Raw genomic sequence first — 14973 nt, 5'->3', positions numbered from 1 at the left:
TAACGATCGGTCAGTTCGAAATACCGGGTTTTAAGTGGTATGCCAAAATCGATACAAACTGCATTTTGGAATACCTGTTACGTCCTTGAGAGCTTAATCACAGAACAAAACCCGACATGAAGCTATTTTTGGTATGCCAATAGTATCCGGCTGTACACCTTATCCAATAAAAGCCCTTTTACTGAGGTATTACCCTATGGCATTACAGGAAAAACTGATCGACGCTCTGGGCAGTTTTGCCACAAAATTCAACAGTTATCGCTATATCATGGCGATCAAGTCTGCCTTTATTACCTTAATGCCGGTCATCATCGTTGGGGCATTCTCTGTCTTGATCTCCAATATGGTACTGGATCCGAAAAATGGCCTGGCGAGCTTCCAGTCCCTCTCTTTTCTCGCCACGCTAAAACCCATCACCAGCGCGCTCAATTACGCTACCCTGAATTTCCTTAACATTGGCGCGGTGTTCTTAATCGGTATCGAACTGGGCCGCATCAACGGGATCAAATCCTTATTCCCTGGCCTGCTGGCGGTGATCTGCTTTATCTGCGTGACGCCGACAACCGTCGAGATGCTGGTGGATGGTGAAATGCACGTGGTGAAAGACGTGCTGCTGCGTCAGTTCTCTGATACCCGCAGCCTGTTCCTCGGCATGTTTATCGCGATTCTGTCGGTAGAAATTTACTGCTGGCTGGAAAACCGCAAGGGGCTGAAGATCAGGATGCCGGACACCGTACCGCCAAACGTGGCGGCATCGTTCTCCGCGCTGATCCCGGCGATCATCACCACTACCGCGATTGCCACATTGGGTTTCGTCTTCCATCAACTCACCGGCATGTATCTCTATGACGCGGTCTATCAGGTGGTGCAACAGCCGCTGGAGCGCGTGGTGCAAAGCCTGCCGGGCATTCTGCTGCTGATGTTTGTCGCACAGCTTTTCTGGGTGATTGGTATTCACGGCAACCAGATGATCAAGCCGATCCGCGAGCCGCTGCTGTTAGGCGCCATCACCGTTAATATGAGCGCCTTTGAGCAGGGCAAAGAGGTGCCGAATATCATCACCATGCCGTTCTGGGATGTGTATATGAGCATCGGCGGGTCGGGGCTGACCATCGGCCTGCTGATCGCGGTCATGATTGCCACCAAACGCAAAGAGATGAAAGAGATCGCCAAGCTTTCCATTGGTCCGGGGCTCTTTAACATCAACGAGCCGGTGATCTTCGGCATGCCAATCATGCTTAACCCGATCCTCGCCATTCCTTTCATTATCACGCCGCTGGTGACCGGCTCTATCGGTTACTTTGCCACCGTAACCGGCTTTGCCGGTAAAGCCGTGGTGATGGTGCCGTGGACCACGCCGCCGCTGATCAACGCCTGGCTCTCCACCGCCGGATCGATGGGGGCGGTCATCACTCAGCTTATCTGCATTGTGACTGCCGTCATTATCTACCTGCCGTTTGTGAAGATTGCTTCACGACGTGCCGAACAGGCCGCACTGCAACAGGCGACCGACAATGCATGAGGATGTGATGACGACAAAACAGATAACCATTCCGCAGGATTTCATTCTGGGCGCGGCCGCGTCAGCCTGGCAAACCGAAGGCTGGAGCGGCAAAAAGGCGGGGCAGGATTCGTGGATCGATCTCTGGTACAAAAACGATCGCCACGTCTGGCACAACGGCTATGGCCCGGCGGTGGCGACCGACTTTATCAACCGCTTTCGTGAGGATGTGGCGCTGATGAAGCAGGCAGGGCTAACGCACTACCGAACCTCGATTAACTGGTCACGTTTTTTAACCGACTATGAAAAAGTAACGGTGGACGAGGAGTACGCCGCCTATTACGACGCGTTGTTCGATGAGATGCACCGTCAGGGTATTGAGCCGATGATCTGCCTCGAGCATTACGAGCTGCCGGGCGTGCTGCTTGACACTTACGGCGGCTGGGCTTCAAAGCAGGTTGTCGACCTGTTTGTCCGCTATGCGGAAAAAGTCTTTGAACGCTACCACGGCAAAGTCACCCGCTGGTTTACCTTCAATGAACCGATCGTGGTACAGACCCGCGTTTATCTCGATGCGCTGCGCTGGCCCTACGAGCAGAATACCGGTAAATGGATGCAGTGGAACCACCATAAGGTTCTGGCGACGGCAAAGGTTGTGCAGCTGTTTCGCGCCAAAGGGTACCCTGGCTCGGTTGGCTGTATTCTCAACCCCGAAGTTACCTATCCTCGATCGTGCGCACCGCACGATGTTAACGCCGCAGAGAAGTACGATCTGTTCTATAACCGCGTATTTCTCGATCCGCTGGTGCACGGGCGCTACCCGCCAGAACTCTTTACGCTGCTGGAACAGCATCAGGTGGCGTGGGACTACACCGCAGAAGAGCTGGAACTGATTGCGCAGAACACCGTCGATGAGCTGGGGATAAACCTCTATTACCCGCATCGGGTGAAAGCGCCGTCTCGTGCCTGGCACCCGGAGACACCGTTCCACCCGGCGTACTACTACGAACCGTTTGAACTGCCAGGACGGCGAATGAATAAATCCCGCGGCTGGGAAATCTACCCCCGCATTATCTACGATATGGCGATGCGGATAAAAAATGACTACCGCAATATCGACTGGTTCGTGGCGGAGAGCGGGATGGGCGTGGAGAACGAAGCGCAGTTTCGCAACAGTGACGGGGTCATTGACGACGAGTACCGCATTGCGTTCATTCGCGAGCACCTCTATTACACGCTGCTGGCGCGGGAGGAGGGGGCAAACTGTCATGGCTATATGCTGTGGGCCTTCACGGACAACGTATCGCCGATGAACGCCTTCAAAAACCGCTACGGGCTGATTGAGATCGATCTCGATAACAATCGCGCCAGGCGGGCGAAAAGGTCGGCGAGCTGGTTCCGGCAGCTGTGCGATGCGCGCGTGCTCACGCTCCCGGTCGATGATGAATGGAAGTAAGCGAAAACCATGCTGGTTCTGGTAAAATAGCGCACAAACTGGCCGGGAGGACGCCCGGCCTGCGCATTAACTGAAAAAACAGGTGAAAACGTGGATAAGGCTGTCATCCTGCCGGAAAAAAAACAGTACCAGGAAATTGGCGAGGATTTACGGGCGCAAATTATCCAGGGGCACTATCCCGTAGGTTCCCGTCTGCCGCCCGAGCGTAATATTGCTGAGAAGTACGGCGTAAGTCGTACCATCGTGCGTGAGGCATTGTTGATGCTGGAGCTGCAGGGCACGGTGGATATCCGCCAGGGTTCTGGCGTTTATGTGATGCGCATTCCTGAAGAACACGAAAACGAAGAAGAGCGTTTTCTGAACAGCGACGTCGGCCCCTTTGAGATCCTGCAGGCGCGCCAGCTCCTCGAAAGCAACATCGCCGCGTTTGCTGCCAAAATGGCGACACGCGCAGACATCGACAATCTGCGCCGTATTATTGAGCAGGAGCAACGCGCCATTGCCGCCAACGATAACAGCCAGGACAACAATAAAATGTTTCACCTGGTGCTGGCGGGGGCAACGCAAAACCAGATGCTGCTGGCAACGGTAGAGAGTATCTGGCACCACATGGACAGCAGTCCGCTGTGGCAGCAATTCAATGGGCATATCGCCAGCCGTGCATACCGCCTGAAATGGCTGGGCGACAGACAAACCATCCTCGCGGCGCTTCGCCGTCGTGACGTGATGGGCGCCTGGCAGGCGATGTTCCAGCATCTGGAAAATGTGAAAAAGAGCTTACTTGAACTCTCCGATGAAGATGCGCCGGATTTTGACGGTTATCTTTTTGAATCTGTGCCCGTGTTTCAGGGGAAGCTGGTGTGACTATTCTGCCTCTCTATGCCGCGCCTCAGTATGCGGAACAGGTAACTGACTGGATCTGGCAGGCGTTCGGTGACGGGCTTACGCGGGCGTTTTTCCAGAGCATCGTTGAACATAGCCAGACGCCGGGCGCGTTACCGTTGACCTTTATTGCTCTGGAGGGCGAACAGCTTCTGGGTACGGTCGGGATCTGGCGCTGCGATTTAATCACCCGACAGGATCTTTGTCCGTGGCTGGCTGCGCTGTACGTTGATGAAGCGGCGCGTGGTAACGGACTGGCGGGAAAACTGCAGCAGCATGTTATCGCCTATGCCGCGCAGGCCGGGTATCACGAACTGCATCTGTGGTCTGCCTGCCGCGACTTCTACGAACGTTACGGCTGGCAGTACATTGGCGATGCGCTCGAATACCCGAACAAAACGGTACATCTGTATCGCTATTCCTCTCCCGCTTCTGCTGGCGAACCTACAGAGTGACGGCGGACTAAGGTGGGGCTGAACAGGTGGGTGATATCCGGTGGCTGGCGTTGTTCGGCCAGCGCCAGTGCCAGCTCCGCAGCCTGCGTTGCCATTGTGATAATCGGGTAACGTACGGTGGTCAGGCGGGGACGCACGTAGCGGGACACCAGCACATCATCGAAGCCAATGAGTGAAATTTCTCCCGGCACCTCGATTCCGTTGTCATTTAACACCCCCATTGCCCCGGCGGCCATCGAGTCGTTATAGCTGGCAACCGCCGTGAAATTCCGTCCACGCCCCAGCAGCTCTGTCATTGCCTGTTCGCCGCCACTCTCATCCGGCTCGCCGTAGGCCACCAGCCGGTCATTACACGGCAAACCGTTTTCGCGCAGGGCATCGTAGTAGCCCTGCAGGCGATCTTCGGCATCGGAAATCGGGTGATTGGAGCAGAGATAACCAATGCGGGTATGGCCCTGCTGAATCAAATGGCGGGTAGCAAGCCAGGCGCCGTAGCGGTCGTCGAGTGCCACGCAGCGTTTCTCAAAACCGGGAATAATTCGGTTGATGATCACCATGCCGGGGATCTGCTTCATCAGATGAATGAGTTCAGCATCGGGGATCATTTTGGCGTGAACAACCAGCGCAGCGCAGCGGTGGCGCATCAGCTGTTCGATAGCCTGGCGTTCTTTTTGTTCGTTGTGATAGCCATTGCCGATCAGCAGAAAATTGCCGGTCTGATAAGAAACCTGTTCAACCGCTTTTACCATGGCGCCAAAAAACGGGTCAGACACATCGCCCACCACCAGTCCGATGGTTTCAGTAGACTGTTGGGCAAGGGCGCGGGCGTTGGCATTCGGATGATAATTCAATGATTCCATGGCGTTTTGCACCGCCTGGCGTGATGCGTCACTGGCTTTAGGGGAGTCGTTAATCACGCGCGAGACGGTCGCCACGGAAACACCAGCCAGACGGGCCACATCCTTTATTGTCGCCATTACATACCTTCTTAGTGGGGGTAAGCGTTTACACACGAAATAGTGTTGCGGAAAAGCGCCGTGCATTCAAGGGGCGCGGGGGTTCGCCCTCCACAAACGTGACGCAGCACAACCCTGGCCGTGTAATCGTTACACGGCCAGTCATGTCTGAATAATGTCAATCTGAACCTTTAGTTACACTTTGCCTCAGGCTGTTGCGATTGTCCGATGGCGAGGATGAGGGGGAGATTGATAGAGTCGAGATCCCAGAGGTATTGATTGGTGAGAATTCTTAGTACGGTTTCGTACTCTTCTCTTGCACCAACCTGCGCGGATGCGCAGGTTTTTTTTCGCCTCAACTTTGCAGTCGCTCCCGTATCACTTCTCGTGTAATCTGCCACCATTTACTATCAACCCTTCACACTGGCTGGCAAAGGGAGTTGAGATGCTTTTTGGGTTCTTCCGTACACTCTTCCGTATTCTCTTTCGCATTCGCGTCACTGGCGATGCTCAGGCGCTTCGCGGCGAACGCGTTCTTATCACACCAAACCATGTTTCCTTTATCGACGGCATTCTGCTGGCACTATTTCTGCCCGTGCGTCCGGTGTTTGCGGTTTATACCTCCATCAGCCAGCAGTGGTACATGCGCTGGCTCACGCCGCTGATTGATTTTGTGCCGCTCGACCCGACCAAACCGATGATGATTAAACATCTGGTGCGTCTGGTGGAGCAGGGGCGTCCGGTGGTTATTTTCCCGGAAGGTCGCATCTCGGTGACCGGTTCACTGATGAAAATCTACGACGGCGCCGGGTTTGTCGCGGCGAAGTCAAAAGCAACTGTGGTGCCACTGCGTATTGAAGGAGCGGAGCGCTCCTATTTCAGCCGTCTGAAAGGGCTGGTAAAGCAGCGCGTGTTCCCAAAAATTACGTTGCATATCCTGCCGCCAACGTCGTTACCGATGCCTGACGCGCCCCGTGCACGCGATCGCCGTAAAATTGCCGGAGAGATGCTGCACCAGATTATGATGGAAGCGCGTATGGCGGTCCGCCCGCGCGAGACGCTGTATGAATCCCTGCTGTCGGCACAGCACCGCTACGGCGCGAAGAAAAACTGCATCGAAGACATCAACTTTACCCCGGATACCTATCGCAAGCTGCTGACCAAAACATTGTTCGTGGGCCGTATTCTTGAGAAGTACAGTCAGCAGGGCGAAAAGATTGGCCTGATGCTGCCCAACGCAGGCATCAGTGCGGCGGTGATTTTTGGAGCCGTTTCCCGTGGCCGTATTCCGGCGATGATGAACTACACGGCGGGCGTGAAAGGGCTGACCAGCGCCATCACGGCAGCGCAAATCAAAACCGTCTTTACCTCCCGCCAGTTCCTCGACAAAGGCAAACTGTGGCATCTTCCTGAACAGCTTACCCAGGTACGCTGGGTCTTCCTGGAAGATCTTAAAGCGGACGTGACGACAGGCGACAAACTGTGGATTTTTGCTCATCTGCTGATGCCGCGTCTGGCCCAGGTGAAACAGCAGCCGGAAGACGACGCGATTATCCTCTTCACCTCTGGCTCTGAAGGCAACCCGAAAGGTGTCGTCCACAGTCACAAGAGTATTCTGGCGAACGTTGAGCAGATCAAAAGCATTGCCGACTTTACCGCGAAAGACCGGTTTATGTCAGCGCTGCCGCTGTTCCACTCGTTTGGCCTGACGGTGGGGCTTTTCACGCCGCTGCTGACCGGTGCCGAAGTCTTCCTTTATCCAAGCCCGTTGCATTACCGCATTGTGCCGGAGCTGGTGTATGACCGTAACTGTACCGTGTTGTTTGGAACCTCAACCTTCCTCGGGAACTACGCGCGTTTCGCCAATCCGTATGACTTCTTCCGCGTGCGCTACGTGGTTGCTGGCGCGGAAAAACTGCAGGAGAGCACGCGACAGATCTGGCAGGACAAATTTGGTCTGCGCATCCTCGAGGGGTATGGCGTGACAGAGTGTGCGCCGGTGGTCTCTATCAACGTGCCAATGGCGGCGAAGCCGGGGACAGTAGGCCGAATTCTGCCTGGGCTGGATGCTCGTCTGCTGGCGGTGCCTGGTATTGAAGACGGCGGCCGGCTGCAGCTGAAAGGGCCAAACGTGATGAACGGCTATCTGCGCGTGGAAAACCCCGGCGTGCTGGAAGCACCGACCGCAGAAAACGTTAATGGCGAGATTGAAACGGGCTGGTACGACACCGGCGATATTGTACGTTTCGATGAGCAAGGCTTTGTGCAGATCCAGGGGCGTGCAAAACGCTTTGCCAAGATTGCGGGTGAAATGGTCTCTCTTGAGATGGTTGAACAGCTGGCATCGGGCGTCTCCGCCGACAAGATGCATGCCACGGTTGTGAAGAGTGATGCAAGTAAAGGCGAGGCGCTGGTGCTGTTCACCACCGACAGCGAGCTTAAGCGCGACCAGTTACTGAGCTATGCCCGCGAGCACGGCATCCCGGAGCTGGCGGTACCTCGTGATATTCGCTACCTGAAACAGCTTCCGGTGCTCGGCAGCGGTAAGCCCGACTTCGTGACCCTCAAGGGCATGGTTGAACAGGCGGAACAACATAATGCGTGAGTCAGTACACACTAACACCTCTCTGCGCTCAAAAGGCATGATGGCGGTGATTGCCGCCCAGTTCCTTTCCGCCTTTGGCGATAACGCGCTGCTGTTTGCCACGCTGGCACTGCTCAAGGCGGAGTTTTACCCCGACTGGAGTCAGCCGGTTCTGCAGATGGTGTTTGTGGGCGCTTACATTATCTTTGCACCGTTTGTCGGACAGGTTGCGGACAGCTTCCCGAAAGGCCGGGTAATGATGTTTGCCAACGGTCTGAAACTGCTGGGAGCGGCCAGCATTTGTTTCGGTTTCAATCCGTTTATTGGCTATACGCTGGTCGGCATTGGCGCCGCAGCCTACTCCCCGGCGAAGTATGGCATCCTCGGGGAGCTGACCACCGGTGATAAGCTGGTGAAAGCCAATGGGCTGATGGAGTCCTCCACCATTGCGGCAATCCTGCTTGGCTCCGTCGCAGGCGGTGTCCTCGCTGACTGGCACGTGCTGGCGGCCCTCGGCGTGTGTGCCGTGGTGTACGGTGGCGCGGTAGTCGCTAACCTGTTTATTCCGAAACTGCCGGTGGCGCGTCCGGGGCAATCCTGGCGCTTTAAGCCGATGACCGGCAGCTTCTTCAATGCCTGCCGCGTACTGTGGCGTAACGGTGAAACACGATTCTCTTTGATGGGCACCAGTATGTTCTGGGGCGCTGGCGTTACGCTGCGCTTCCTGCTGGTATTGTGGGTGCCGGTGGCGCTGGGGATCACGGACAACGCGACGCCAACCTACCTTAATGCAATGGTAGCGATCGGGATTGTGGTGGGCGCGGGGGCAGCGGCAAAACTGGTGACGCTCGACACCGTTGCTCGCTGCATGCCGGCAGGGATCCTGATTGGCGTTGCGGTGCTTTTTTTCGCGCTGCAACACGCGTTATTGCCAGCCTACGTACTGCTGATCCTGATTGGTATTCTGGGGGGCTTCTTCGTGGTGCCGCTGAATGCGCTTTTGCAGGAGCGTGGCAAGCAGACGGTCGGGGCGGGCAATGCTATTGCGGTGCAAAACCTCGGTGAAAACCTGGCGATGCTGCTGATGCTGGGCCTGTATTCGCTGGCGGTTAAAGCCGGTGCGCCTGTGGTAGGGATTGGCGTCGGGTTCGGTGGATTGTTCGCGCTGGCGATTGCCGGCTTGTGGGTCTGGCAGCGCCGCCGCTGATTCGGGTCGTCTTCAGCGCCTTTTCACAAGCGGGTGCAAACATTAAAAACGGCAACAGAGGTTGCCGTTTTGTTTTTTTACGGTGCCGGATAGGTATAAACCTGATGCACCGCGTCAATCTCCGCCAGCACGTCCTCGCTCAGGTCCAGATGGAAACTCTCAATGTTGGTTTTCAACTGTTCCATCGTCGTTGCGCCCAGCAGGGTGCTGGCCACAAACGGCTGACGGCGTACGAAGGCCAATGCCATCTGGGCAGGATCGAGCCCGTGACGCTTCGCAATATCAACGTAGGCCGCGATGGCTTTCTGCGTCTGCTCGCCGCTATAGCGGGTAAAGCGGCTGAAGAGCGTATTACGCGCGCCGGCTGGCTTCGCGCCGTTCAGGTATTTACCCGTCAGCGTACCAAAGCCCAGGCAGGAATAGGCGAGCAGCTCAACCTCTTCATATTGCGTCACTTCGGCCAGACCCACTTCGTAACTGCGGTTGAGCAGGCTGTAGGGGTTTTGGATGGTGACAATGCGCGGCAGATCGTGTTTATCAGCCAGGTGCAGGTAGCGCATAACGCCAAAAGCCGTTTCGTTAGACACGCCGATGTAGCGGATTTTGCCCGCTCGCTGGCATTCGGTCAGTGCTTCCAGCGTTTCAAGCAGCGTAACGGCGGGAGCACTTTCGTTCCAGCTGTAGCCGAGCTTACCAAAGCAGTTGGTTGGACGCTGCGGCCAGTGTACCTGGTAGAGATCAATATAATCGGTTTGCAGTCGCTTCAGGCTGGCATCCAGCGCGGCACGGATATTCTTGCGATCGAGGATCTGGTTTGGGCGGATCCCGGCATCGCTGTTACGCGCAGGGCCGCTGACTTTCGAGGCGATAACCAGTTTTTCGCGATTGCCGCGTTTTGCCAGCCAGTTGCCGACGTAGGTTTCGGTAAGCCCCTGCGTTTCCGGGCGTGGAGGAACAGGGTACATCTCTGCGACATCAATCAGGTTAATGCCCTGGCTGACGGCATAATCGAGTTGTGCATGGGCATCGGCTTCGCTGTTTTGTTCACCAAATGTCATCGTGCCCAACCCCAGTTGGCTTATCTCCAGAGAGCTGTGGGGGATACGGTGATAATGCATAGCCGGCTTCCTTCAATAGACATGTAGACCGCGTCAGGAACCTCCCGACAAAGGAATATAAACATGGCAGAGGGGAAGCAAAAGGGGAAGAAAAAAATCAAAAAGGCCAGCAAGGTACTGACCTCTCTCTGTTTATCGCTCGATAATTTGCGAGACTTCGTCGCGATTGATCTGCATTTTATTCCCGGACTGATCGCGGTAGCTGACCAGACCGGTGTCATCATCGACTTCCGGCTTGCCGTCTGTCAGGATCATCCGGCCATCTTTTGTCGCCATCACGTAATCGCTGCTACAGCCCGATACTGCAAACGCTAATCCGACTGCTGAAATTAACACTGCCCATTTTTTCATCGTTATCGTCCTCACCTGGCTCGTATCAAATCATAGTGTAGTAATAACCCGATATTTCGACAGGAGGAAGCGGTAAAATCTTAAAAACCAGGTGATTATGTTTGAGAGCTCTCAAAATAAGTAAAAAACTACGTTTTGAGTAAGAAATGGCGAGCAAGGAGCGCCCCGGTAAAGTTCTTTTTGAGATAAAAACCGCGTGGCAATGTCAGTATCGGCTCGCCCTGGGCACCGATCGCCTCCGTGAGCGCTTTACTGTTCGCCGCCTTTGGCCGCAGCTGTAACACCTCTCCGTGTCGGGCGGTGATGCGCTCGACCTGACCGAGGACAATCATATCCATCAGCTCTTCCCAGTCCAGACGCAGCTGATGCTCTTCATCTTCATCCGGACTCCACAGCAGCGGTGCGCCAACCCGGCGTTCAGCCAGCGGGATCTGACGTTCTCCTTCTACGGGAACCCAAAGCACGCGCTTCAGTTTATGGCGAACGTGACTGGTTTCCCACGTCACACCGGTATTCCCGGTTAACGGTGCAACGCAGACAAATGTCGTTTCCAGGGGCTTCCCAAGGCTATCGATGGGAATGGTTTTTAACTCTACGCCCAGGGCGGCGAAATCCTGCTCCGGTTTACTCCCTGCGCTTGCACCCAACCACAGCTCCAGCAGCATGCCGATCCAGCCTTTATCCCGCTTCAGATCCTGAGGGATCGGCAGGCCAGCCATTGCCGCCAGCTCGCCAAGCGAAAAGCCAGCCAGACGCTGCGCCTGCTGTAGCAACTGGGTTTCGCTGGACGGCGGTGAAAGCAAGGGTAAAAGCGAATGCATGAAGGTAACCTTTTGATTAAAAAATACACTAAGAAATTGTCCCCTGTGGATAGAGTTTAACTTTTTCTGTACGAATATGCCATGTGCATGATTTATAGGTTTTTTTGGTACACTAAAAATGGATGGCGAGGGACAAAAATTCGGTTGTTCAATTCTGGTCACTGACAATGAACAGGATCTTACACCATGTTATCCACAGAAAAGTGGGATAACTGGGCATAACCCTGACTACTGTTTCAATTTACAGCCTTGACGTGCGACGAAAATCCAATTTTCAAACAAATTGTGCCTAACTTATTGGCACAATCTGTGGATAAAACCGACGCTGTTCGATCTTTCATCAGCACAACGATCCCTGATGTGACGATCGTCACGCTTAAGCGGTGTGGGTTGGTTTTGTGGTGATTAACTTTATGAAAATAATGATTTTATTTTTTATTGGTAATGGAGGGAGATTGACGGCGGCTGAGGTTGTTCATCGGTAATCAGACACTTCTTCACAACTATATCCACAGAAAAGGTGAATAAAATTCCCCTCAGAGCTGCTCATCTGTTTATAACTCTGCCTGTATTTGTGAGTTATTCAAATGTTATTAGGTTGCAGCCCTGTAAGAGAGTGGTTTACCGCCTCCCTGTAGTGTGAAACAATCATTCATATATAAGGTTTAGTTTGGGGTAGTCCGGTGATTGATGACGATGGCTACCGCCCGAACGTAGGAATAGTAATTTGTAATCGTCAGGGCCAGGTGATGTGGGCCCGTCGATATGGTCAGCACTCCTGGCAGTTCCCGCAAGGCGGGATCAACCCGGGAGAGTCCCCAGAACAAGCGATGTACCGGGAGCTGTTTGAAGAGGTTGGTTTAAGCCGAAAAGATGTTCGCATCCTGGCTTCGACCCGCAACTGGTTGCGTTACAAGTTACCGAAACGTTTGGTGCGTTGGGACACAAAGCCGGTTTGTATCGGCCAGAAACAAAAATGGTTTCTACTGCAGTTGGTGGGCAACGATTCAGATATCAATATGCAAACCAGCAGTACGCCGGAGTTTGATGGCTGGCGTTGGGTGAGCTATTGGTATCCTGTTCGTCAGGTCGTGTCATTTAAACGCGATGTTTACCGTAGGGTGATGAAAGAGTTCGCAAGTGTTGTCATGCAGCTTCAGGAGATCCCGCCTAAGCCGCAGAGCGCACCTGCCTGGCGACGTAAAAGAGGTTAAGCTACGCAAATCATGCTCACCCGCTTGCGAGAAATAGTCGAGAAGGTGGCCAGTGCGCCGCGTCTGAATGAGGCGCTGAACATTCTGGTTACCGACATCTGTCTTGCGATGGAGACCGAAGTCTGTTCGGTGTATCTGGCCGACCACGATCGGCGTTGCTATTACCTGATGGCGACCCGTGGTTTGAAAAAGCCACGTGGACGCACCGTAACGCTCGCGTTTGATGAAGGTATTGTTGGTCTGGTTGGGCGACTCGCCGAACCTATCAACCTTGCCGACGCGCAAAAACACCCCAGCTTTAAATATATCCCCTCCGTAAAAGAAGATCGTTTCCGCGCCTTCCTGGGTGTGCCGATTATTCAGCGCCGTCAGCTGCTTGGTGTGCTGGTGGTACAGCAGCGTGAGTTGCGTCAGTACGATGAAAGCGAAGAGTCTTTCCTCGTCACGCTGGCCACGCAGATGGCCGCGATCCTCTCCCAGTCCCAGTTGACGGCACTGTTTGGTCAGTATCGTCATACGCGTATTCGCGCGCTTCCGGCGTCGCCGGGCGTCGCTATCGCCGAAGGCTGGATGGACGCCACTCTGCCGTTGATGGAGCAAGTGTACGAAGCCTCAACGCTTGATGAAGCGCTTGAGCGCGAGCGTCTCACCGCCGCACTGGAAGAGGCGTCGAATGAGTTTCGTCGCTACAGCAAGCGCTTTGCCGCTGGGGCGCAAAAAGAGACGGCGGCCATTTTTGACCTTTACTCGCACCTTCTCTCCGATGCACGTCTGCGCCGCGAGCTTTTTGACGAAGTCGACAAAGGTGCGGTTGCGGAGTGGGCGGTTAAAAAGGTCATCGAAAAATTTGCCGAACAGTTTGCGGCACTGACCGACGGTTACCTGAAAGAGCGGGCCGGTGATTTACGCGCCCTGGGGCAGCGTTTACTGTTCCATCTTGATGACACTATTCAGGGCGCGAATGCCTGGCCAAAACGTTTTGTGCTCGTTGCCGATGAACTCTCCGCGACAACGCTGGCTGAACTGCCTCATGACCGCCTGGCGGGCGTGGTGGTACGCGATGGCGCGGCGAACTCGCACGCGGCCATTATGGTGCGTGCGCTGGGAATTCCCACCGTTATGGGGGCGGATATCCAGCCATCGGTGCTGCACCGACGCACCCTGGTGGTCGACGGTTATCGCGGTGAGCTGTTGGTTGATCCTGAGCCGGTTCTGCTTCAGGAATACCAGCGCCTTATCAGCGAAGAGAATGAATTAAGCAAGCTGGCAGAGGATGACGTTAATCTGCCCGCGCAGCTCAAAAGCGGCGAGCGAATCAAAGTCATGCTCAACGCAGGTTTAAGCCCCGAGCATGAAGAGAAGCTCGGCAGCCGCATCGACGGTATCGGCTTATACCGCACCGAAATCCCGTTCATGCTGCAAAGTGGCTTTCCCTCTGAAGAGGAGCAGGTCGCGCAGTATCAGGGCATGCTGCAGATGTTTAACGACAAACCGGTCACCCTGCGCACCCTTGATGTCGGGGCAGATAAACAGCTGCCGTACATGCCGATCAGTGAGGAAAACCCGTGCCTGGGCTGGCGTGGGATACGCATTACGCTCGATCAGCCTGAGATCTTCCTGATCCAGGTGCGTGCCATGCTGCGCGCGAATGCGGCGACGGGTAACCTCAGCATTTTACTGCCGATGGTCACCAGCATTGATGAGATTGACGAGGCGCGGCGTCTGATTGAGCGTGCCGGCCGTGAAGTCGAAGAGATGATTGGCTATGCGATCCCCAAACCACGAATTGGGGTGATGCTTGAAGTGCCGTCAATGGTCTTTATGCTGCCGCAGCTGGCTAACCGTGTCGACTTTATCTCGGTCGGTACCAATGACCTGACGCAGTATATTCTGGCCGTCGACCGTAACAACACGCGTGTTGCCAGCATCTATGACAGCCTGCACCCTGCGATGATCCGGGCGTTAGCGATGATCGCGCGAGAAGCCGAACAGCACGATATTGATTTGCGCCTGTGTGGTGAAATGGCCGGGGATTCGATGTGCGTAGCAATCCTGATTGGGCTGGGGTACCGCCACCTCTCCATGAACGGCCGTGCGGTTGCCCGCGTGAAGTACCTGCTGCGGCATATCGATATTGAGGATGCCCGCGAGCTGGCTGAACGCAGTCTTGAAGCGCAGCTGGCCGCCGAAGTGCGTCATCAGGTGGCTGCTTTCATGGAACGACGCGGTATGGGCGGCCTGATTCGCGGCGGTCGCTAATACGTACTTATCCCCTCACTCCGTCCTCGTCCTTTGTGACAGGGCGGAGGTGAGGATATAACACACTCCTCTATACACATCTTTTACATCTCTGGCGCATCCTCCGCGTCCGCCTTATGCTATGATTCGCAACTTTGGAGCCTCTGCTAACAGCAGAATCGCATTTCTA

General features: G+C 54.9%; 12 protein-coding genes and 1 pseudogene. 8 read left to right on the top strand and 5 right to left on the bottom strand.

What is annotated here, in order from left to right; translation table 11 throughout:
* Positions 1-196 precede the first annotated feature (196 nt).
* From JTA15_RS13245 to JTA15_RS13230, 4 genes are all read left to right on the top strand, one after another.
* Positions 197-1522: a PTS sugar transporter subunit IIC gene (locus JTA15_RS13245; RefSeq protein ID WP_020883770.1), complete on the top strand. Its 1326-nt coding sequence runs from the start codon at positions 197-199 to the stop codon at positions 1520-1522.
* A 7-nt stretch (positions 1523-1529) separates the two neighbouring features.
* Positions 1530-2957 (top strand): glycoside hydrolase family 1 protein, encoded by a 1428-nt coding sequence (locus JTA15_RS13240; RefSeq protein ID WP_219372388.1) that lies wholly within the window; start codon positions 1530-1532, stop codon positions 2955-2957.
* Positions 2958-3047: 90 nt separating this feature from the next.
* Positions 3048-3821, top strand: coding sequence for a GntR family transcriptional regulator (locus JTA15_RS13235; RefSeq protein ID WP_014171459.1), 774 nt, complete (start codon positions 3048-3050; stop codon positions 3819-3821).
* The gene (locus JTA15_RS13230; protein ID WP_014171458.1) at positions 3818-4294 is read left to right on the top strand and encodes a GNAT family N-acetyltransferase; all 477 of its coding nucleotides are present in this window, start codon (positions 3818-3820) and stop codon (positions 4292-4294) included. Before JTA15_RS13235 ends, JTA15_RS13230 begins: the two co-directional genes overlap by 4 nt.
* Here JTA15_RS13230 and galR read toward each other — a convergent pair.
* A complete protein-coding gene (galR, locus tag JTA15_RS13225) occupies positions 4255-5271 on the bottom strand; it encodes an HTH-type transcriptional regulator GalR (protein WP_020883772.1) in 1017 nt (338 codons plus the stop codon). The genes JTA15_RS13230 and galR overlap by 40 nt on opposite strands.
* A gap of 424 nt (positions 5272-5695) precedes the next feature.
* Between galR and aas the strand changes: the two genes are divergently transcribed.
* A complete protein-coding gene (aas, locus tag JTA15_RS13220; RefSeq protein ID WP_020883773.1) occupies positions 5696-7855 on the top strand; it encodes a bifunctional acyl-ACP--phospholipid O-acyltransferase/long-chain-fatty-acid--ACP ligase in 2160 nt (719 codons plus the stop codon).
* Complete coding sequence (gene lplT / locus JTA15_RS13215; protein ID WP_025203340.1) at positions 7848-9041, top strand: lysophospholipid transporter LplT; 1194 nt, start codon at positions 7848-7850, stop codon at positions 9039-9041. The genes aas and lplT overlap by 8 nt, the downstream gene beginning before the upstream one ends.
* Before the next feature lie 77 nt (positions 9042-9118).
* Here lplT and JTA15_RS13210 read toward each other — a convergent pair whose 3' ends face one another.
* The 4 genes and pseudogenes from JTA15_RS13210 to JTA15_RS21840 form a co-directional block, all read right to left on the bottom strand.
* Entirely contained in the window at positions 9119-10159 is a 1041-nt protein-coding gene (locus tag JTA15_RS13210; protein WP_219372387.1) for an NADP(H)-dependent aldo-keto reductase, read from the bottom strand.
* A 132-nt stretch (positions 10160-10291) separates the two neighbouring features.
* The gene (locus JTA15_RS13205; RefSeq protein WP_020883776.1) at positions 10292-10510 is read right to left on the bottom strand and encodes a YgdI/YgdR family lipoprotein; all 219 of its coding nucleotides are present in this window, start codon (positions 10508-10510) and stop codon (positions 10292-10294) included.
* A 128-nt stretch (positions 10511-10638) separates the two neighbouring features.
* On the bottom strand, positions 10639-11331 hold the full coding sequence (mutH, locus tag JTA15_RS13200) for a DNA mismatch repair endonuclease MutH (RefSeq protein WP_047956048.1): 693 nt from the start codon (positions 11329-11331) through the stop codon (positions 10639-10641).
* A gap of 154 nt (positions 11332-11485) precedes the next feature.
* Positions 11486-11551, bottom strand: a pseudogene (locus tag JTA15_RS21840) (hypothetical protein); the annotation flags it as partial.
* A 463-nt stretch (positions 11552-12014) separates the two neighbouring features.
* On the opposite strand from JTA15_RS21840, the gene rppH reads away from it, so the two are divergent.
* Positions 12015-12545, top strand: a complete 531-nt coding sequence (rppH, locus tag JTA15_RS13195) for an RNA pyrophosphohydrolase (RefSeq protein WP_013098553.1) — start codon at positions 12015-12017, stop codon at positions 12543-12545.
* A 12-nt stretch (positions 12546-12557) separates the two neighbouring features.
* Positions 12558-14804, top strand: coding sequence for a phosphoenolpyruvate--protein phosphotransferase (gene ptsP, locus JTA15_RS13190; protein ID WP_014171450.1), 2247 nt, complete (start codon positions 12558-12560; stop codon positions 14802-14804).
* The last annotated feature ends 169 nt before the right edge of the window (positions 14805-14973 follow it).

This window comes from Enterobacter sp. BIDMC 29 (assembly GCF_019378755.1).
Lineage (GTDB): Bacteria > Pseudomonadota > Gammaproteobacteria > Enterobacterales > Enterobacteriaceae > Enterobacter > Enterobacter ludwigii.
Note: the sequence above shows the minus strand (reverse complement) of the source record. Positions and strands in the feature narration are given on the sequence as shown.

Excerpts from the sequence above, each read along its gene's own strand:
- JTA15_RS13205 (WP_020883776.1), bottom strand. The coding sequence starts at position 10,510 with ATGAAAAAATGGGCAGTGTTAATTTCAGCAGTCGGATTAGCGTTTGCA.
- galR (WP_020883772.1), bottom strand. The coding sequence starts at position 5,271 with ATGGCGACAATAAAGGATGTGGCCCGTCTGGCTGGTGTTTCCGTGGCG.
- lplT (WP_025203340.1), top strand. The coding sequence starts at position 7,848 with ATGCGTGAGTCAGTACACACTAACACCTCTCTGCGCTCAAAAGGCATG.
- JTA15_RS13210 (WP_219372387.1), bottom strand. The coding sequence starts at position 10,159 with ATGCATTATCACCGTATCCCCCACAGCTCTCTGGAGATAAGCCAACTG.
- mutH (WP_047956048.1), bottom strand. The coding sequence starts at position 11,331 with ATGCATTCGCTTTTACCCTTGCTTTCACCGCCGTCCAGCGAAACCCAG.
- JTA15_RS13240 (WP_219372388.1), top strand. The coding sequence starts at position 1,530 with ATGACGACAAAACAGATAACCATTCCGCAGGATTTCATTCTGGGCGCG.
- ptsP (WP_014171450.1), top strand. The coding sequence starts at position 12,558 with ATGCTCACCCGCTTGCGAGAAATAGTCGAGAAGGTGGCCAGTGCGCCG.
- JTA15_RS13245 (WP_020883770.1), top strand. The coding sequence starts at position 197 with ATGGCATTACAGGAAAAACTGATCGACGCTCTGGGCAGTTTTGCCACA.
- aas (WP_020883773.1), top strand. The coding sequence starts at position 5,696 with ATGCTTTTTGGGTTCTTCCGTACACTCTTCCGTATTCTCTTTCGCATT.